The organism is Natronosalvus amylolyticus (assembly GCF_024298845.1).
Lineage (GTDB): Archaea > Halobacteriota > Halobacteria > Halobacteriales > Natrialbaceae > Natronosalvus > Natronosalvus amylolyticus.
Window position 1 is genome coordinate 486,060 of sequence record NZ_CP101156.1, and the last position, 17,846, is coordinate 503,905.

20 protein-coding genes and 1 tRNA gene are annotated in these 17,846 nt (G+C 58.7%); 12 read left to right on the plus strand and 9 right to left on the minus strand.

Annotation, left to right across the window (positions count from 1 at the left end; translation table 11 throughout):
• Positions 1-266: 266 nt before the first annotated feature.
• Positions 267-575, minus strand: coding sequence for a transcription initiation factor IIB family protein (locus tag NLK60_RS02300; RefSeq protein WP_254809292.1), 309 nt, complete (start codon positions 573-575; stop codon positions 267-269).
• Between the two features lie 232 nt (positions 576-807).
• Here NLK60_RS02300 and NLK60_RS02305 point away from each other — a divergent pair, with 232 nt between their 5' ends.
• Both NLK60_RS02305 and NLK60_RS02310 read left to right on the plus strand, forming a co-directional pair.
• A complete protein-coding gene (locus NLK60_RS02305; protein WP_252698990.1) occupies positions 808-978 on the plus strand; it encodes a hypothetical protein in 171 nt (56 codons plus the stop codon).
• A 135-nt stretch (positions 979-1,113) separates the two neighbouring features.
• Positions 1,114-1,195 (plus strand) — tRNA-Leu (locus NLK60_RS02310).
• 464 nt (positions 1,196-1,659) lie between these two features.
• On the opposite strand, the gene NLK60_RS02315 is transcribed toward NLK60_RS02310, so the two are convergent.
• Entirely contained in the window at positions 1,660-2,223 is a 564-nt protein-coding gene (locus NLK60_RS02315; RefSeq protein ID WP_254809293.1) for a type IV pilin domain-containing protein, read from the minus strand.
• 261 nt (positions 2,224-2,484) lie between these two features.
• On the opposite strand from NLK60_RS02315, the gene dacZ reads away from it, so the two are divergent.
• Together dacZ and NLK60_RS02325 are read left to right on the plus strand one after the other, a co-directional pair.
• On the plus strand, positions 2,485-3,297 hold the full coding sequence (gene dacZ / locus NLK60_RS02320) for a diadenylate cyclase DacZ (protein ID WP_254809294.1): 813 nt from the start codon (positions 2,485-2,487) through the stop codon (positions 3,295-3,297).
• A 1-nt stretch (position 3,298) separates the two neighbouring features.
• Positions 3,299-4,063: a mechanosensitive ion channel domain-containing protein gene (locus tag NLK60_RS02325; protein ID WP_254809295.1), complete on the plus strand. Its 765-nt coding sequence runs from the start codon at positions 3,299-3,301 to the stop codon at positions 4,061-4,063.
• A 480-nt stretch (positions 4,064-4,543) separates the two neighbouring features.
• Here the strand turns inward: NLK60_RS02325 and pstA are convergent, their stop codons facing one another.
• The 3 genes from pstA to NLK60_RS02340 are packed head-to-tail and all read right to left on the minus strand — an operon-like array spanning position 4,544 to position 7,418.
• Positions 4,544-5,452 carry a phosphate ABC transporter permease PstA gene (gene pstA, locus NLK60_RS02330; RefSeq protein WP_254809296.1) on the minus strand — a complete coding sequence of 303 codons (909 nt, stop codon included), beginning with the start codon at positions 5,450-5,452 and terminating at the stop codon, positions 4,544-4,546.
• The gene (gene pstC / locus NLK60_RS02335) at positions 5,449-6,378 is read right to left on the minus strand and encodes a phosphate ABC transporter permease subunit PstC (protein WP_254809297.1); all 930 of its coding nucleotides are present in this window, start codon (positions 6,376-6,378) and stop codon (positions 5,449-5,451) included. Before pstC ends, pstA begins: the two co-directional genes overlap by 4 nt.
• Complete coding sequence (locus tag NLK60_RS02340; RefSeq protein WP_254809298.1) at positions 6,375-7,418, minus strand: PstS family phosphate ABC transporter substrate-binding protein; 1,044 nt, start codon at positions 7,416-7,418, stop codon at positions 6,375-6,377. Before NLK60_RS02340 ends, pstC begins: the two co-directional genes overlap by 4 nt.
• A gap of 209 nt (positions 7,419-7,627) precedes the next feature.
• On the opposite strand from NLK60_RS02340, the gene NLK60_RS02345 reads away from it, so the two are divergent.
• Positions 7,628-8,623 (plus strand): phosphate uptake regulator PhoU, encoded by a 996-nt coding sequence (locus NLK60_RS02345; RefSeq protein WP_254809299.1) that lies wholly within the window; start codon positions 7,628-7,630, stop codon positions 8,621-8,623.
• A 41-nt stretch (positions 8,624-8,664) separates the two neighbouring features.
• Here the strand turns inward: NLK60_RS02345 and NLK60_RS02350 are convergent, their stop codons facing one another.
• On the minus strand, positions 8,665-9,375 hold the full coding sequence (locus NLK60_RS02350) for a helix-turn-helix domain-containing protein (protein ID WP_254809300.1): 711 nt from the start codon (positions 9,373-9,375) through the stop codon (positions 8,665-8,667).
• Positions 9,376-9,502: 127 nt separating this feature from the next.
• Here NLK60_RS02350 and NLK60_RS02355 point away from each other — a divergent pair, with 127 nt between their 5' ends.
• Positions 9,503-10,162, plus strand: coding sequence for a metal-dependent hydrolase (locus NLK60_RS02355; protein ID WP_254809301.1), 660 nt, complete (start codon positions 9,503-9,505; stop codon positions 10,160-10,162).
• A 39-nt stretch (positions 10,163-10,201) separates the two neighbouring features.
• Positions 10,202-10,738 (plus strand): GNAT family N-acetyltransferase, encoded by a 537-nt coding sequence (locus tag NLK60_RS02360; protein ID WP_254809302.1) that lies wholly within the window; start codon positions 10,202-10,204, stop codon positions 10,736-10,738.
• Here the strand turns inward: NLK60_RS02360 and NLK60_RS02365 are convergent.
• A complete protein-coding gene (locus tag NLK60_RS02365) occupies positions 10,727-11,398 on the minus strand; it encodes a DUF7978 family protein (RefSeq protein ID WP_254809303.1) in 672 nt (223 codons plus the stop codon). The genes NLK60_RS02360 and NLK60_RS02365 overlap by 12 nt on opposite strands.
• A 120-nt stretch (positions 11,399-11,518) precedes the next feature.
• On the minus strand, positions 11,519-12,625 hold the full coding sequence (locus tag NLK60_RS02370) for a Gfo/Idh/MocA family protein (RefSeq protein WP_254809304.1): 1,107 nt from the start codon (positions 12,623-12,625) through the stop codon (positions 11,519-11,521).
• 269 nt (positions 12,626-12,894) lie between these two features.
• On the opposite strand from NLK60_RS02370, the gene NLK60_RS02375 reads away from it, so the two are divergent.
• Positions 12,895-13,608 (plus strand): ThuA domain-containing protein, encoded by a 714-nt coding sequence (locus NLK60_RS02375; protein ID WP_254809305.1) that lies wholly within the window; start codon positions 12,895-12,897, stop codon positions 13,606-13,608.
• Positions 13,609-13,661: 53 nt separating this feature from the next.
• Here NLK60_RS02375 and NLK60_RS02380 read toward each other — a convergent pair whose 3' ends face one another.
• Entirely contained in the window at positions 13,662-14,513 is an 852-nt protein-coding gene (locus NLK60_RS02380) for an eIF2B alpha/beta/delta subunit family protein (protein ID WP_254809306.1), read from the minus strand.
• Between the two features lie 89 nt (positions 14,514-14,602).
• Between NLK60_RS02380 and NLK60_RS02385 the strand changes: the two genes are divergently transcribed.
• From NLK60_RS02385 to NLK60_RS02400, 4 genes are all read left to right on the plus strand, one after another.
• A complete protein-coding gene (locus NLK60_RS02385; protein ID WP_254809307.1) occupies positions 14,603-14,929 on the plus strand; it encodes a DUF7969 family protein in 327 nt (108 codons plus the stop codon).
• A gap of 74 nt (positions 14,930-15,003) precedes the next feature.
• Positions 15,004-16,089: an Mrp/NBP35 family ATP-binding protein gene (locus NLK60_RS02390; RefSeq protein ID WP_254809308.1), complete on the plus strand. Its 1,086-nt coding sequence runs from the start codon at positions 15,004-15,006 to the stop codon at positions 16,087-16,089.
• 134 nt (positions 16,090-16,223) lie between these two features.
• Entirely contained in the window at positions 16,224-16,445 is a 222-nt protein-coding gene (locus NLK60_RS02395) for a DUF7976 family protein (RefSeq protein WP_254809309.1), read from the plus strand.
• A gap of 152 nt (positions 16,446-16,597) precedes the next feature.
• A complete protein-coding gene (locus NLK60_RS02400; protein ID WP_254809310.1) occupies positions 16,598-17,839 on the plus strand; it encodes an MDR family MFS transporter in 1,242 nt (413 codons plus the stop codon).
• Positions 17,840-17,846 lie beyond the last annotated feature (7 nt).

Here is a 17,846-nt window from a genome sequence, read left to right on the forward strand (position 1 = left end):
GTTCGATACTGCCCAACGAAGCGGTTATCGTTCGATCAGTGTGAACCTCTATTGAGTACAGAGAGCGATTTTTGAAAGTGCCGAGAGTCTTAGGGGTGGAGGCGGATACCTCGACCCTTGTGATCGGAGATGTTGACGAGGGATGATCTCGAGAGCACGCTTCAGCACACAGTGACTGGCAACCTGGCGAAATCGACGGTCACCGTTGACGAAGTGTGGTTTTCTGGCAGTCTATTGTGTCTCGAGACGAGGAGAGAGAACAGGCTTTACCAACTCGGTGGCTCGAGGCCGGCATCCTCGAGGATCGTTTTCCACCGCTGTTGTACGGACAGCCGGGAGACGTCGGCGGCGTCGGCGACTGCACACTGGGTCCGACCATCACCGGCAACGAGCGAGGCCGCGTAGATGCTGGCGGCGAGGACGGCCGGCTTCGAGCGGTCGGATTCGGGGACGTTCGCGAGAAAGAGGTCGGCAGCCGTCGAGCGGGCGTCGGACGACAACTCGAGCCGGTCGGCGATGGCCTCGAGTTCCTCGAGCCATGGCGCGTGTTCGAGACGGGCGCTGGCGTTGTACATACCCATTGTATCGGTGGCAGTGACGAAATACTATCGGTCAGGGGCCTTCCGGAGGGTGAATACGCTGGCCCGTTGTGTAGCCGATGACTGTCACGACAATACGTGGCTACGGCTGACAACAGTCGGTCGTAAACACGTTGGTAATCCGGCCGTTCGCTGGCGATTTCACTAGGTTGCACTTACTAAAGCGGCTCTGTTTCAAAGGATGGGTGATGCCACCGGTGGCAACCATATGAACGAACCAACCTGTAAACTCGTCTGCACCGGCTGCGGGCTCGAGATGCCGTACCGAGATCGAGCCCTGGCCGAGCAAGCCGCGGAACTCCATCAGCTGCGGGACGCAGAGCACATTACGTTTATCGTGCCACCGGACTGGTCACCTGAAGAGCCGGTTACTCAGTAACTTATAGAGACTCGCGTCGTCACTTACCGTCGAGCGCTCTTCACGAGGGTGGTGCCTGGCGGTAAATTGTTCCAACAGTCCCTATCACCCCAGACCGATACCTTCTTACACGATTCGGCGTCTACTCGAGAGTGCGCGCGGGTAGCCAAGTGGTAACGGCGCAGCGCTTAGGACGCTGTCGCGTAGGCGTCCGCAGGTTCGAATCCTGTCCCGCGCATACCGTCTCGAACACTCGTGAGAGACGTGTCTGCGCGACGAAGGATTCGAATCAGGGAGGAGCTTGCTCCGACCGTGGTTCGAATCCTGTCCCGCCTCTCTCTCTCTCGAGCACCCGTGAGAGACGTATTTGCGAGCACTCGGGGGAGACGTATCTTCGGGACGGGAGCTTCGAATCAGGGGGGAGCTTGCTCCGACCGTGGTTCGAATCCCGATCCGCCTCGAGTCGAACACCTCACTCCAACGCATTGCCCCTTCCGCTCGAGCGAAGAGACATCAGCATCGAAGGCAGACTCCCTATCACGATCGATCGGCCGTTTCGTCACGGTAAGAGATCGTGCTCGAGGCCAATCGAACCTCCACAAACCACTATGATAGCAACATAATAGTATATTGCTATTTAAGTTGAACTATATATCAGTATGTGGTTTCACCGATAGGCCTGTTCGGTCCTGAAACCAGCAACTACTGGACCGTAATCGAGTGTTCGACGACGATGGATTCGGATGGTTCGTGGACGACGATGACCGATATCGTGTCGCCAGAGTCGATGTTGCCGTTTCCGGAATTGAGTTTGAACGACATCGAGGTACCCGGTTCCCAGGTACCATCGCCGTTGGCTGCGACGCCCCCAACACAGCCGCTGCTGTAGAAAATGTTCGAGGAGTCGTCGATATTCTCGGCTCCGATTTCCGACTCGCTCAACGTTGTACTAGGGACCGGAAATCCGGTTGTCGAGGCTTCGATGTCACCGCTATCTGGCAGCCGAACGATAACACGCGTCTCCTCGAGTTCGAGGGTATCACCGGCAACGTGGCTCAGTCGAACGATATCGTCATCGCACGTCTGGGTACCGGTTTCGTACGTTCCGGTGGAATCGCCTACGAGCGGTGGTGGTTCCTGGGTCTCATCGGCGATCCCCAGTGCGAACGTCGAAACCGATACTGCCAGGATAATCGCGATCGCGACGAGGAGCACGATCCCGACGACGAGGCTGGTTGCGTGTGTGTCTCGGTCGATATCTAACACGAAGCGCCAGCGGAACAATATTATTGTGGCTGATTGGTATCAGCGGCCATCACCTTGGACAACGAGGGAACCGCTCATGACAGTGATCAACCGGGTCTGTTCATCCCAACTAAGCGTGAATGGCCGCCATTCACGGCGTCTATTTTGGATTTTCTCTCTCGAGGCGACCGATACGAGAGCGTTCGTCGCACCGACGGATCGGCATACACACGTCAGACAGTCCAAAACGCTTATTCGAGCAGAAATAGCTTATAAGAACCAATGGTCGAACTAGACGACGTATTCGGTGATATCTTCGCCGATATCGAGGCTGTTGTCCTCTTCGGGCCGAGTGGCTCGTACTACGAACGGTTACAGGAAATCGAGGATCTCGATGTCGTCGTCGTGGGAACGGAGAACGCCGTCGGTGCAGAGACGTTCGTCGAACTTCCCATCGAATTTCAGAACGTCGCCGAACGCATTCGGTTCGGTCTCGAGGGTGCACTCGAGCAGGGCGTTATCGACGACGGTGACGACCTCGCGTGTGCAACCAGCGTCTTTGGTGATAGCATCGATACGGTTTCTCGGGTTCGAGCCGACGGGGACAGCGAAACGGGTATCTACAATCTCTTTGCGAAATCTCGTGCGGATCCGGACGTGATCAAATCGGTCCTCGAGTTGGCGATCGAACTCGGGAAAAAAGGACAGAAAGGCAAGCCTGTCGGTGCGTTGTTCGTCGTCGGTGATGCTGGCAAGGTGATGAACAAGTCCCGTCCACTGAGCTACAACCCGTTCGAAAAATCCCACGTCCACGTGGGCGACCCCATCGTGAACGTGATGCTCAAAGAGTTCTCACGACTGGATGGCGCGTTCGTCATCTCCGATTCGGGAAAACTTGTATCAGCGTATCGGTACCTCGAGCCCTCCGCAGAGGGTGTCGACATCCCGAAAGGGCTCGGTGCAAGACACATGGCCGGTGGGGCAATAACCAGAGATACGAACGCCATCTCGATAGTCCTCTCCGAGAGCGATGGGATGGTACGGGCGTTCAAAGCCGGTGAGATTATTCTGGAGGTCGACCCGGAGGAGTACTGAAATGGAGCTACAGGTGCTGGCCGGGGAGCCAATCTTTATCGCCCTGGGGGTAGTCCTCCTCGGGCTTATCGTCGGCTACATCGTCGGGCGAATCAACGCCGAATTACTCCGTGCAGCGGGGGTTCCGGGGGCTGTCGAGGGAACGCCGTTCGAACGAACCGCACAGTCGCTTGGAACCTCGACGGTCAAAATCATCGCCAGGCTCAGTTCGTGGTTCATCTACGGTATCGCCCTGTTGACGGCGATTCATATTGCAGACTTGCTGCCGACCGAGGCGTTCTGGCAAACGATCATGACGTTCGTCCCGCAACTGTTCGTTGCGGTTCTCGTTGTCCTCGTCGGCTTTATCGTCGCGGATAAGGCCGAACTGGCCGTCAGTGAGTACCTTCGCGGCGTCAAACTTCCTGAAGTTTCGCTCATCCCGAAAGTCGTCAAGTACTCCGTTCTCTACGTCGCTTTCCTCATCGCACTCGCACAGATCGGTGTCCACGTGCTGGCGCTTCTCATTTTACTGACGGTGTACGCCACCGGATTGGTACTGGTCGGCGCGTTCGCCTTCAAGGACTTTCTCGTCTCGAGTGCCGTCGGCATCTATCTGCTGTTGAACCAGCCCTATGGCATCGGTGACGAAATCGAAGTCGGAGACCGAGCTGGTATCGTCCAGGAAGTCGACCTGTTCGTCACGAAAATCGAATCCGACTCGAGAGAGTACATTATTCCCAACCGCGTGGTCTTCGAGGACGGTATCGTCCGTATCCGCGATTGATGGCGTTTCGGTATCGGTCTACAGGCGGAGCAGGCCAAGTGCCTCGGGGTCAAGCCCCGAGGCTGTTCACTTAGTGGCTACTCACGCCTGCACACGTGAACCGAACCGATTGCGGTTGTCTGGCTCGGCTCATACGCCGGCGTTTGGGAGGGTATTCAGACGTCGAGGCTTGCTGGGGCACCCAGCGGTCGCTCCTGATTGTTATCTCTTCCTCGAGAGGTGTGGCGCTCTCAGTCGGAACGTGGTTCCAAAAAGTAAACGTTGGAGTCGGTTCGGTGCAGGGAAGCAAGGTGGCTCGAACGTCGGCGCATGACCCAGTCGTCGTCCATCTCGAGCACGGGTGGATCTGTAGTGTTGGAGTGGCCAGACGCTGTCGAACAGGCAATCGCCAGGCTCGTCATCTGTCTGGGTTGATATTTGCTCACAGGCTCGCCGCTGTCCCGAACTGTCAACAATGGCCATCTTCGAACCGTTGGCACTTCAGGAACGAGGATCGTACCGGTTCCGGATGAAGATGGCGATCGCGTTCATCAACAACAGGATGGTGAGTAAGACGACGATACCGGCAGCTGCGACGTGCTGGAAGCCGGGCTGTGGGAGCGTCGCCCACTCGAATATCATCATCGGCATCGCACTGAACGGACTCGTTAGACTGTCCGGTGCGATGAACATCGAGGTCGCTGCACCGACCATCAGGATGGGTGCTGTCTCCCCGATTGCTCGAGACAGCGAGAGAATCGTCCCGGTCATTATGCCGGGCAGTGCGCGGGGCAAGACCACGTCGCGCGTGACCTGCCACTGGGTTGCGCCCACGCCGTAGGCCGCCTGGCGCTGTGAATCGGGGACAGCCCGCAGTGCTTCCTGTGTCGAGACGATGACGATGGGCAGGATGAGCAGGGTAAGCGTGAGGGCACCGGCGATGAGACTCGAGCCGAGTTGAAACGCTCTGACGAAAATCGCCAGACCGAGCAAACCGTAGACGATGGAGGGGACGCCCGCCAGGTTCGCGATGTTGGCCTCGATAAACGATTTGAGACGGCTCTCTGGGGCGTATTCCTCGAGGTAGACAGCCGCGCCAACGCCGAGGAAGATGGTGAAGACGGCGGTGAGAGCGATCAAGAATATCGAGCCGACGATGGCCGGATAGATCCCCGCACCTCGGCCGTCTGGGAGGTAGTTATCGATCACCTGTGACGGTGGATAGGTCAAAAACTCCCAAGTGACCCAGCCCCAGGATTCGTACAGGACGTCGGCGATCAATGCGACGAGTGCGACGATGCCCACGAGCGTCGAGGCGAAACAGATCGCCACGAATACGCGTCCGATCTGACGTTTGCGTTCGATCTGGTCGGTTGCGTCGGTGAACGGATTGGTCGTATCGGTGCTCATTGGTACTCCTCGCGGTAGCGTGATTTGATCCAGAGGCTGAACAGATTCATCGCGAGTGTCATGGCGAACAGGGTGAGGCCCACGGCGAAGAGGCTCTGGTAGCCGATCGAGCCGACGGACACGTCACTGATACCGATCTGTACCATGTAAGCGGTCATCGTTTGAATCGGTTCGAAGGGATTCATCGTGATCTGTGGTGCCATCCCCGCTGCGAGCGTGACGGCCATGGTTTCGCCGATTGCCCTCGAGAGTGCAAGGATGTACGACGCGATAATCCCCGAAAACGCTGACGGGACGACGACGCTAGTCGACACCTCGAATTTTGTCGCGCCGAGGCCGTAAGCAGCATTGCGAAGGTCGTCGGGGACGGCACTCATCGCGTCTTCGGAGAGCGAGGAGACCATCGGGATGATCATGATGCCCACGACGATTGCGCCGGCGGCCGCGTTGAAGGTTCCGACGTCGGGGATGTACGGCAAGCGTTGCAAAAGCGGCGTGATGAACGAGAGGGCGAAAAACCCGTAGACGATAGTCGGAACTCCCGCGAGTATCTCGAGTGTGGGCTTGATAGTGCGCCGTACCTTCGGGCTGGCGTACTCACTCAGGTAGATCGCCGTGGCGGTCCCGATCGGAATGGCGATGAGCGCGGAGCCGACGGTAATCAACAGTGTTCCCCAGATCAACGGTAACACGCCGTAGCTACGTGGGCGGATAACTGGTGACCAGTTCGTGCCGGTGAAGTAGTCGATAATCGAAACCTCGGCAAAGAAATCGATCGACCCCTGCACTAGCACGAGGATGATACCGAGGGTCGTCAAGATCGTGACGAGTGCACAGGAGAAAAAGACGTACCGTACGGCGGCATTTTTCCGATTGGCGATAGTGCTTCCCGCACTCGTTATTTCATCCGCGGTATCGACGCTCATGCTGTCCCCTCCTCGAGGGCGGCGTAGAGGGTTTCCCGAGCGCTCGAGAGGCGGTCCTCATCGAGGGCGTAAAACCCGCTCTGTCTGGCAGCCCACTGCGTCCAGGTCATGGACTCGTCGTCGACGAATTCGGCTTCGGTGGCTTCGTCGTCGATGGGATCGAAATAAAATTCCGCGAAGCGCTGCATCTCGAGTCGTTCGAAGGCTTCGACGTTGAAGTAAAGGTACAAAGGACGAGTCAGGGGGGAGTACACCCCCGTTTCGATGTTGTCTGGACTCGGCCGGTAAAAGGTTCCCTGTTCCTCGTCGCTTTCGACGGCGATGAGTTTGAGATCGTCTTCGTTTTCTTCGTAGTATCCCGCACCGCCGAATCCGAGACCGTACTGCGTTCCACGGACACCCCGGACGATGACGTTCGTGTCGGCGCTCGCTGAGTAATCGGAGCGAATGGCTCCGACCTCGCCGTTGATCGCTTTGGTAAAGAAATCGAACGTACCGGAAGCGGGGTCACGTCCGTAGAGGTCTATTTCCTCATCGGGCCAGTCTGCGTCCGGTCTGACGTCGGCCCAGGTCTGGATCGTCGAGCCTGGTTCCCAGATACGCTCGAGTTCTTCGAGTGTGAGTTGGTCACACCAGGTGTTTTCTGGGTGAGTGAACACAGCGATTCCGTCGAGGGCGACCTCGAGTTCGATGTACTCGATATCGTTGGTGCGACAGAGTTCGCCCTCATCGTCGTCATCTTGAATTACCCGACTGGCGTTCTGTGCGTCGGTTTCACCGGTACAAAAGCGTTGAAAACCAGCACCGGTTCCGGAACCGCGCACGGAGATGATGACGCGATTATTTCGCCACTGGAACTCTTCGGCAACGATCGCGCTGTGGGGCAACACGGTGTTGCTGCCGTCGATCTGGATCTCTCCCGAAAGATCACTCGATTCACCCCGAACGAAACAACCCGCGAGACCGGTTAGGGCTGTTCCGGCACCGCCGACGAGCAATTGTCGGCGTGAGAGGCTCCCAGAACCCGGTTGGTTTCCCATCAGTGTCCTATTGAGGACATGGTATCTAAATACCCTACTATGTTATCTATATAGCGCTATGTGGGGCAACCATTGACGTGGCTATTTCCATCCATATTTCTCTTACCCTCGATAGCAATTACACCGCTGCTGTTACCCAGTTTTTAGCAATATTTGAAGGCTCTATTGCTTCTAGTGGATTTATATAGTGATCGCTATAAATTGCGGTCATGGAGACGCGCAAGGTCCAGGTGACTGGCGGTTCGACGTACACCGTCTCGCTCCCAAAATCCTGGGCGACCGAAAACGAGGTGAGTGCTGGAACCACCGTCGAGTTTTACCCGGAGGACGATGCGCTCTTGTTGACACCACAAAGCGAGAGCCATCGCCAGGAGGGGACACTCGATATTTCGAACCTCGAGGGTGAGCGACTCACACGTGCAGTCATGACCATGTACGTCAGTGGCTTCGACATTATTCGACTCGAGGCCGCTCGCATTACGACCGACCAGCGCCGGGCGATTCGAAGCGCGACCCAGGGGCTCGTCGGTGTCGAAGTACTCGAGGAAACGACCGATAGCGTGGTAATTCAGGACCTGCTCGATTCCTCGGAACTCTCCATCGTCAACGCTGTCACTCGAATGCGTCTCATCGCGAGTGCAATGCTCGAAGACGCCGTTCAGGCCGTAATTACCAACGAGGACGACATTGCACGTGACGTCATCGAACGTGACGATGACGTCGACCGGCTCTGGCTCGTCGTCTCCCGCATCTTCCGGGCGACGCTTCGCTCACCTCGAGCATCCGAAGAACTCGGGGTTTCCCGCGAGGACTGTTTCGACTACCACTCGAGTGCCCGCCAACTCGAGCGGGTTGCCGATCACGCCGTCAAAATCAGTAAACTGGCGCTCAAACTCGATGAAATACCCGACGAGGTCGCCGAGGCAATCGGGGCACTCCACGACGATGCGTTCGAAGTGTTCGAGAAGTCGATGGACGCGCTGTTCGCCGAGGAGAGTGAAGCGGCCACCGAACTCGGGCACGGCGCGCTCGAGTTGGTGCTTGGAATCGACGAACACACGCGTGTGATCGACGACCGACTTCGGGGGCTGGATTCGGTCGAGGCACAGTCGCTCGGATTGATTGTCGATTCGCTATCCAGAAGTGCGGACTACGGCGGTAACATTGCGGAAACTGCGCTACAAAAGGCCGCCCCGCGGCCCTGAAAGAACCCGGTTTTCGGGTCCACACTCGGCGGAGAAACCGATCACTCGAGTGAAACCAGCAGATCGAGCATTTCCTCGAGTGGCATATCTGTCACGGCTAGCGAATAGCCGTCGATTCGCGCCAGGTCGGCAGCGTGCTCCCAGAGATCGGCCTCGTCGAGGCCGTGGAGGACGACGGCGTTCGGCGTCGGGTTGACAACCCGGAGTGCGACGAGTGGTGACTCGCCTCGCGTCACGCCCGTAAAAACGAGGACACGGTTGGTGCTCTGGCCGTACAGCCGGAAGAACTCTTCGCTCGAGAGACGTGTTATCGCCTGGATGCTGTTGATGACGGTGTGGCCGCTGATTCGGTCAGTCGAGCCGTCGGTGATCTGGGTCGCGTCGATCGTGTCGTACAGTTCAGTGAGTGGGTGTGTCGTCGCGTACTCTCGTAGATCGTAGACGACGTCGCTTTCGAATCCAGCGGAGAGGACTCGTCCGTACTGGCGGATGCGATCACCGCCACGGTGTTCGTCGATTTCGAGCAATCCGTCCACCAGCCGCCGGACGACCCCGATACCGGGGCTCTCACGACGACCGCTTTCGTAATCAGAAATTACTGACGAAGAGACCTCGAGTTCGGCGGCGAGATCGGTCTGTGAGATATCGAAATCCGTTCGCCACTTTCGCAATGTGGCTCCAGGGTCGTTACTCAGCGTGATTTCGCCGGCGATTTTCTCGGCCAACTCCCGTTTGGGTCCGCGTCCGCCCATAGGTGTGGCTTGTACGGCCCGGGCAAGTAGCTACCGGCATGGCGTGGAGCGTCGAACGTACTTCCTCGGTTAAACGAGTATCTCGAGAGGCGAACAGTCAAGTGGGTTCCAGTCCTGGCTGTGTGTCATGCCCTCGACTGTGGTACACGTGGCGGTGGCCGGCCTCATCGGCGTCGCGCTCCTCGGCGACCGGTTCGACGCGAAAGCGATTCTGGTGGTGATGGTTGCGGCGGCCGTGATCGACCTCGATACGCTCATTGGAATCTATTTCCCCGGCACACACCGGGCTGCCTTTCACAATATATGGATCGTCCTGGTGCCGGCTGTGCTGTTGGTCTGGGACGTCAAACTCCGCGAGCGGTCGACCGTCCTCGAGCGCTGGGGTGAGTACGGGTACCGAGTCGGCTGGGTCACGCTCGTTGCCGTCCTGTTCGGTCACATCCTGCTGGACGCTTTTTACAACGGCGTCAATCTATTTTGGCCCGTCTACGATCGATTTTTCGACCTCTCGGGGAAGATGATCATCACTGACCAGCGCGGCTTCGTCCAGACGTTCATCGAATTCGAGTCGGGAGACGACGGTACCAGGGTGGCAGAGTCCACCGCTCGAGGTACCACCGAAGACACGCATTATTCGACGGGGTTCGACCCGTCACGGGACGACCCACCCGAGGACGTCGAACGGATATTCCCGATAGCCAGTTCCGGCGAACTGTTCATCATTACTGTCGCTGGCTATCTCTCGGTCGGTTACCGGTTGCTCGAGCAGTGGCGAACGGGCAAGTGAACCGATACAATGGAGGCCACCCGTTCCCCATCTGGAGGTATGGACACGAGGATTCGACCGTACGATCCCGATACTGATCGTGATGCTCTCTGGGCACTCAAAACCGGCTTCGAGCGCGGACTCGGTACTGGAACGGGTGGCCACGAGAAAGCCAAACTGTACGACGCGAAGCTGAACGACGAGTACCGTGAGGGGTACCTGGAGTGGGTCGAACGCTGTCTGACCGAGGAACCCGGGGCGGTGACGGTCGCGGAACGCAACACCGTCGATGGCGAGGACCTCCCGACGTCTGGGCAGGGGACTCAGTTAGTCGGCTACGTGTTCGTCTTGCCAGAATCTCTGGCGTACATCTGGGACAGTGCCGTGTTGAACGAAATTTACGTCACCCCGAACTACCGAGGGACCGGCGTTTCCGACGGACTCATGAGCGCCGCTATCGAGGTGGCAGAGGGGCAAGACCTCCCGCTCGAGCGACTGGTCCTCGACGTGGACCGGGAAAACGACCGGGCGCAGGCATTTTACGAGCGCCACGGATTCGATCACTGGGGCGAGATGGTTTCACGGTCACTCGAGTAACCAGGCGAGGGCCCCACCAATCCCGCCAAAGAGCAAGGGATAGACCAGACCGGCACGAACGATCGCTTCGGTCGGGTCGGGACGAACGATGGCATCGCCAACGGTTACGGTCCCAACGGTCATTGCCGTTATCGTCACGACGAGGTAGCCGACCGTCACGACACCGCCAGTCGCGATGTGGTCACCGAGGGACGCGCCATCGACGCGGCGGGCTTCGCGTCGAGCAACGACGAAGCCGGCGACAGCGATGACCAGCGGCGGGACGATCAGTAACAGCGGCTCCCAGTCGGTGCCATCGAGGACGACGTTCTGATTGGCCTGGGCGAGTCGGAAGACCCCTTCCTGGGGAAAGGAAGTCGGGACGGTGTGGGCGTTGAAGTACGTCCAGATGACGAGTTCGGTGGTCAGGCTGTCACCAGTCACGGACTCGATGATTTCGGTCCGGAGGTCATCGCGAATCGTCGATCTGGCCGTTACAAATGTGATGAAGACGCCGAGTATCCAGGCGAGCCCACCGGCTAGCGTGGCTTCGAGCAATCCCTGATACCGATTCTCGGCTGACTCGCCGTAGTTTGATGCGTTCGAATCTGGCACGGGTTGGTTGCCACCGTTCCTTCGTGAATCGCCCTTCTTCCCGGATTCGCCGTCTCGAGCACCCATCCCCAGCGGGTACTCCGTGTGCAGTCAAAACCGTTTGGTCCCGTCGGGAGAACGGGTGTGTCAACACGGCTCGAGGGAAAACTGTTGAAAGCGTACGCAGTATGGGATGTACGGTCTCCCTCAATCAGCGTGATGGACCGCTTCGGGTTCGGGGTTGAGACGAACTGCTCGACCGGTTTCACTCGAGCGATAGATGGCGTCGATCACGCGCTGGACGGTCAGGGCCTCTTCGACCGTATTCGTGGCTGGCTGTTCGCCAGCGACGATCGTTTCGAGGAACCGCTGGTCTTGCTCGGCGTGCCCGGTGACCGAAGAATCACCGGTCAGTTCGCTGTCAGCGTAGTGGTCAGTCCCTGCAGTGCTGGCTTCCAGAATCTTCAGGTCAGTGTCGCCGATTTCGAAGTGTGCCCCGGCTTCCGTACCGCGAACGCGGAAGTCCATACTCGAATCGCGGTTGGTGGCCCAGCCTGCCTCGAGGGAGATGGTTTGTCCGTTCGCACAGCGAATAAAGGCGGTTACGGCGTCGTCGACCTCGTACGTTTCGGCCTCGGCATCCCAGTTTGCACCGAAGCCGTCCGGGTCAGCGTACTCCGTTTTCGTGCCGAACGTGGTTCGAGCGACGCCGCTGACCTCGACGACTTCGGGGAAATCGAGCGTATAGAGGGCGAGGTCGATAGCGTGGACGCCGATATCGAGCAACGCACCGCCGCCGGCCAGTTGCGAGTCGGTGAACCAGGAACCCGGGCCGGGGACCCCGCGGCGTCGGACGTACTCGGCTTCGACGTGCGTCAACTCGCCGAAACGACCCCGTCGTTTGTACTCGTCGAACATCGCCGTCGAACCCGCGTGCCGGTTGTGGAAGCCAACCATGCAGATGCCGTCGGATTCCGCCGCGGCCGCTGCGATTCGCTCAGCGCTCTCGAGCGTGTGTGCCAGGGGTTTTTCGACCAGTACGTTACAGCCAGCATTGAGCGCGGCAACCGAAATCGGTTCGTGGAACTTGTTCGGCGTGGTGACCACGACAGTATCGACGTCGTCGTCGGCGATCAGTCCCTCGTGGGACTCGTAGGTGGTCGCGTCGAACTCCGCACCGAACGCCTCGCGCTGTTCGGCGACGAGGTCGGCACCGGCAACGATAGTGGCACCTGCCGCACGCATATTCGAGGCGTGGAGATGGCCCATGCCGCCGAGGCCAACGATTCCGACGCCGATGTCGGCGAGATTCATCGAGTAACCTCCAATTTCTCCGTTCGGGTAGAGAGAACGTCATCGGAAATGAACGATTGCGACCACGGCGATACAGTGCTGAAAGGAGACATAGGTGAAAACCGGTTGGCGATCAAAATAAGGGTTGTGACCCAGCCCGGTCCGATTTTCACAAGAATCCTTGACTATCGTTTATCGTATACAGTTGTAATCTCTGTTGTATTATAATAATATGAAATTACGGTCGCATAATCGGCCGACCTATCATGCTCGAGGTGTAACCGTCGGTTATGGCCACAGTCACGATATGGAACGAATATCGACACGAGCGAGAAAACGAGGCCGTCGAAGCCGTCTACCCGGACGGGATCCACGAGGCACTGGCGTCCGTTCTTCAGGCCAACCACGACGTTCGGACGGCAACGCTCGACGAACCCGAACACGGACTCACCGAGGCTGTCCTCGAGTCGACAGATGTTCTCCTCTGGTGGGGTCACAAGGCCCACGATGAAGTGGCTGACGAGGTGGTCGATCGGGTGCAAGACCGGGTACTCGAGGGGATGGGGTTGCTCGTGTTGCACTCGGGGCACTACTCGAAGATTTTCAAGCGCCTCATGGGTACCAGTTGCAGTTTGCAATGGCGCGAAGACGACGGCCTCGAGCGACTGTGGGTCGTCGATCCCGGCCATCCGATCGCTGCGGGCCTGGACGAATACATCGAACTGCCGAAAACCGAGATGTACGGCGAACCCTTCGACATCCCCGAACCCGACCGACTCGTCTTCTCGAGTTGGTTCGAAGGCGGTGAAGTGTTCCGGAGCGGCTGTTGTTATCGGCGTGGCAGTGGCCGTATCTTCTATTTCCGCCCGGGACACGAGACGCTCCCGATCTACGAACACGAGGATGTCAAACTGATTCTTCGAAACGCCGTCGAGTGGGCGAAACCGCGTGACGGTGCCCCACGAACGTTTGGCAATCGAACGACACCGGCAAACGAAGAGTGAAATCGCCCACTCCACGCTGGCAACCGAATCAGTGAAAAAGCGCCCTCGAGTCGTTACAGCGATTTCTTCCCTTCGTCCGTGATTACGCTATCGAGGAGGTCGACTGGTGTCGCGTCGTACGCCGGGTTCTCGATCTTGAAGCCGTCTGCCGGTTCGGCCATCACCTCGACGGGCGTTCGATACTCGTTTTCGAACACGAACCCTTCGGTGACGAGTTTTGCTGCAGATCCGAGCACGGTCACGGGTACCTCGAGCTGGCCTGCAGTGGATGCGATTGGGAACGTGCCAACGCGATTGTACAGATAGTCGTCGACGATACAGTCCATGCCGATGAGGACGCGCGAACACTCCGGAAGGTAGTGGCCGTGTGCGCTGTCGGTGATCAACGTCACGTCAATACCCTCGATAGGAGCCAGTCGCCTGGCAGTTTTGCGGCCGATGTAACGCGGGCGGGCTTCGGTGACGTAGATGTCGAACGTCATCCCCTGGTCGGTCGCCAGTTCGAGCGCCTCGATGACCGTCGAAGAGAAATCGTGGGTCAAGATAGCTTCGCCGTCGGAGAGGTACTCGACAGCGTTTTCCGCGGCTCGACGCTTTCCGGATTCGACTCGGGCCACAACGTCTTGAATCGCGGTTTCGGTCAGTGAGAGCGCTTCTTCGACGGTATCCGGTTCGGCGTCTTCGACCTGATGGACGACCTCCCTGACCGCGTTCTGGAGCGAGGCGTGAGACGGGTTTGCCCGGCGAAGAACCGTGCCGTTTCGCTCGAGCGTTCGGAGGTACTCTTCGACCGTGGCGTACTCTCGCTCGAGCAGTTCGGTCAGTGCTCGCGTCGCCTTCACGGCTACCACCGAGGAACTGTGCGTCTGCATGGCCGCAATCTCCTCGGCCGTTTCGTCGATCATACTCGAGCAGACATCGGTGAGCGCAAAAGGTGTTCCGGGTATCTCCACGACCACACACGTTTTGCCCGTCACGCCCCTACTCGTTTCCAATGGTCACCGTTCGTTACACCTGTCCCAACTGTGATGCCGTGGTGAGTGTCGACCGCCGGCCGGATCTCGCAGACCGGTCAGTGACGACGATACAACAGCCGGGCTGGGAGTACGTCACCCCTAACGTGGATTCCGAAACGCTCGAGGCTGCCGATGGCATCGCGTTCGTCTGCGGGGAGAATTGCCACGTCACCGATTGGGAAGGCAACGAAATCGACGGCTGTGGTCGGCCGTTTTATCTGAACTTCGTTCGGTTCGAAGCGGGTGTCGAACTCGAGCCGAACCCACCCACCTACGGCGGTCCTCGATTCGATTTCCGTCCATGAGGGTGACCTGAGCGGCCACGTGCGCCCGTATACCGAACACAACGCTTTTCGACCGGCAGAAACCACTGTCTGGCATGGACGAATCTACAGTCCGTGAGCGTCTTCGAACCGTCGAAGACCCCGAGCTTGGCGATGACATCGTCTCGCTCGGACTGGTCAACGACGTCACCGTCTCGGATGACGGGTCGGTCACCATCGATCTCGCCCTCGGTGCGCCGTACTCGCCGACGGAAACGCAGATAGCCGGCAAGGTTCGCGAGGTCCTCGCCGAGGATGGCGTCGACCCGGAGCTGTCTGCGAGCATCGCCGGTCGGGATGACACCAATGGGGATATCGTTTTGCCGAACGTCAAAAACGTCATCGCCGTCGCCTCCGGGAAGGGTGGCGTCGGTAAATCGACGTTGTCCGTCAACCTTGCGGCCGGACTGGCCGACCGGGGAGCTCGAGTCGGGCTGTTCGATGCCGACATCTACGGGCCGAACGTTCCGCGAATGGTCGACGCTGACGAACCGCCGATGGCGACCGAAGACGAGACGCTTATTCCGCCGGAAAAGTACGGCGTGAAACTGATGAGCATGGCGTTTTTGCTCGGCGAAGACGACCCCGTCATCTGGCGGGGACCGATGGTCCACAAGGTGATTACCCAGTTGACCGAAGACGTCGAATGGGGACACCTCGATTACCTCGTCGTTGACCTCCCTCCCGGAACGGGTGATACGCAGTTGACGATGCTCCAGACGATGCCGGTAACCGGTTCAGTGATCGTCACCACACCACAAGATGTCGCGCTCGACGATGCTCGAAAGGGCCTCCAGATGTTCGCCAGACACGACACGGTCGTCCTCGGCATCGCCGAAAATATGGCAACGTTCGTCTGTCCGGATTGCGGCGGCGAACACGACATCTTCGGTGCCGGGGGTGGCTCGGCTTTCGCCGAAAGCCACGATCTGCCGTTCCTCGCCTCGATTCCACTCGACCCACAGGTCAGAGAGGGTGGCGACGAGGGCAAGCCAACGGTTCTCGACGACGACAGCGAAACCGGCGAGGCGTTCAGGGAACTCACGGCGTCCGTCGCGAACAACACCGGCATCGTCCACCGACGTGCCGTATCCGAATCAGTCCAGGACCGAACGCCGCCTGCAGAGACCGATCACCAGTAACCCCACTCGAGTGCCGTCACTACGGCCAATAACTCGAGTACACTCAGCGCACAAACGAACTCGAGTGCCGTCATTACAATCGACGGATCCGGCCCCGACCAGACCAGACTCGAGAGAAGCCTCCCACATCCACGATGACTGAAACTGACTTCCCTGCAGATCCCGAACGTGTACAGTTTCTCAGAAGGGTCGCCGACGACGTCCGTGGCGATTCGGTTGAAAGTAAACAACTCGCAAACATCCTGTACCGGACGAGCGATCTCTACGACGAAACCGAAGACACCTCGCCTGAGGAGATTGTTCGAAACGTCAAATTCATCCTCGAGGTTATCGAACGCGACGGCCTCGGTCGGTAATCCGAGCAGAGCCACTGGTGGGTTGATAGGTGGCCTGTAATAACGGAGTTGTGTCGTCTCGGACCTGCCGCGATTCGTGACGGAGCCACCGCGATTCGTGACGGAGCCACCGCGATCATTGCCATTATAACCCCCCGAAACAACCGGTGATCGTGTTGCGTTTCGAAAGTATCCGTGGCTTCGATCGCTCGGTCTGGATTATCGCGAGCGCTCGGTTTATCAACGTCCTCGGCTCCGGGTTGGTGTACCCATTTGCAACGCTGTATTTTTATCTCGAGGTCGACATTCCGTTCACCCTGGTCGGTACGGGGTTGTTTGCCAACAGCGTTGGTCTGGCGGTCGGTACCCTGGCTGGTGGCATCCTCGCGGACCGCTACGGTCGTCGGCCGGTAATGATCTCGAGCATGGCCCTTGGTGGCCCGGCATTGGCGACCTACGCACTCGTGACGACTGCTCTCGAGTTCATCGTCGTGGCGGGGATTGCCGGCCTCGTCATGGGGTTGTTCACACCCGCCAGCCAGGCCATGATCGCCGACCTGACCACCGACGATGCGCGGGAGCGAGCATACGCCCTGCTGAAAGTGGCGAGTAACGCCGGATTCGGGATGGGGTTCGTCCTCGGTGGCGTCATCTACGGTGTTACCCAGACGGGGGTGTTCGTTGCCAACGGAGTGACGAGCGTCGTCGTTGCCGGCCTCCTGTTGATTGCGTTGCCTTCCTCGCCTGCTACGAAGTCGCTCGAGGGGCCAGCGAAATCAGTTCGCGAGACTATCCATCACTGGTCGCGAGCCGTTACACACCCAACTATTCTGACGCTCGCCGTTCTCAACGTCGGATTTGCGGTATTGTACTCACAGATGAACTCGACGATACCGGTTCACGCGGAGACGACGTTCGACCTGACGAGCGAACAACTCGGGACACTGTTCGTATTGAACCCGCTGGTTATCGTCCTGTTTCAGTTGCCTATCGTGGCTCGAATCAGCCGGTGGCGCCGTACGCGGGGGCTGGTGGTCTCTGCGGGGTTCTGGACGGTCAGCTTTCTCGCCGTCTGGCTCTCCTATGGTACCCCCTGGGCACTGGGAGTTGGCCTCATCGGTGCGTTTCTCGTGTTGCGAACCCTCGGAGAGATACTGCACGCCCCGTTGATAACCGCGCTCGCGAGCGACGTCGGCCCCGTCGAAGACCGTGGCTCACAGCTATCGGTCCTCGAGGTCGCCAAACGACTCGGGTTTGGCATCGGGCCGATCGTGGGCGGCCTCTTTTTCGACTACGGTATCGATGGGTTCCTCTGGCCAGCGCTGGTCGCCCTCAGTTGTCTCCTCGCACTTGGGATACTGGCCCTCGAGCGACGGGTCAGTCCGACACAGAACGGCATTGCAGTTTCGGGCTGAGTGTTCG

Excerpts from the sequence above, each read along its gene's own strand:
- NLK60_RS02365 (WP_254809303.1), bottom strand. The coding sequence starts at position 11,398 with ATGGGTGCTCGAGACGGCGAATCCGGGAAGAAGGGCGATTCACGAAGG.
- NLK60_RS02395 (WP_254809309.1), top strand. The coding sequence starts at position 16,224 with ATGACTGAAACTGACTTCCCTGCAGATCCCGAACGTGTACAGTTTCTC.
- NLK60_RS02355 (WP_254809301.1), top strand. The coding sequence starts at position 9,503 with ATGCCCTCGACTGTGGTACACGTGGCGGTGGCCGGCCTCATCGGCGTC.
- NLK60_RS02325 (WP_254809295.1), top strand. The coding sequence starts at position 3,299 with ATGGAGCTACAGGTGCTGGCCGGGGAGCCAATCTTTATCGCCCTGGGG.
- NLK60_RS02375 (WP_254809305.1), top strand. The coding sequence starts at position 12,895 with ATGGCCACAGTCACGATATGGAACGAATATCGACACGAGCGAGAAAAC.
- NLK60_RS02350 (WP_254809300.1), bottom strand. The coding sequence starts at position 9,375 with ATGGGCGGACGCGGACCCAAACGGGAGTTGGCCGAGAAAATCGCCGGC.
- dacZ (WP_254809294.1), top strand. The coding sequence starts at position 2,485 with ATGGTCGAACTAGACGACGTATTCGGTGATATCTTCGCCGATATCGAG.
- NLK60_RS02300 (WP_254809292.1), bottom strand. The coding sequence starts at position 575 with ATGTACAACGCCAGCGCCCGTCTCGAACACGCGCCATGGCTCGAGGAA.
- NLK60_RS02370 (WP_254809304.1), bottom strand. The coding sequence starts at position 12,625 with ATGAATCTCGCCGACATCGGCGTCGGAATCGTTGGCCTCGGCGGCATG.
- NLK60_RS02345 (WP_254809299.1), top strand. The coding sequence starts at position 7,628 with ATGGAGACGCGCAAGGTCCAGGTGACTGGCGGTTCGACGTACACCGTC.
- NLK60_RS02340 (WP_254809298.1), bottom strand. The coding sequence starts at position 7,418 with ATGGGAAACCAACCGGGTTCTGGGAGCCTCTCACGCCGACAATTGCTC.
- NLK60_RS02360 (WP_254809302.1), top strand. The coding sequence starts at position 10,202 with ATGGACACGAGGATTCGACCGTACGATCCCGATACTGATCGTGATGCT.
- pstC (WP_254809297.1), bottom strand. The coding sequence starts at position 6,378 with ATGAGCGTCGATACCGCGGATGAAATAACGAGTGCGGGAAGCACTATC.
- NLK60_RS02380 (WP_254809306.1), bottom strand. The coding sequence starts at position 14,513 with ATGATCGACGAAACGGCCGAGGAGATTGCGGCCATGCAGACGCACAGT.
- NLK60_RS02390 (WP_254809308.1), top strand. The coding sequence starts at position 15,004 with ATGGACGAATCTACAGTCCGTGAGCGTCTTCGAACCGTCGAAGACCCC.
- pstA (WP_254809296.1), bottom strand. The coding sequence starts at position 5,452 with ATGAGCACCGATACGACCAATCCGTTCACCGACGCAACCGACCAGATC.
- NLK60_RS02305 (WP_252698990.1), top strand. The coding sequence starts at position 808 with ATGAACGAACCAACCTGTAAACTCGTCTGCACCGGCTGCGGGCTCGAG.
- NLK60_RS02385 (WP_254809307.1), top strand. The coding sequence starts at position 14,603 with ATGGTCACCGTTCGTTACACCTGTCCCAACTGTGATGCCGTGGTGAGT.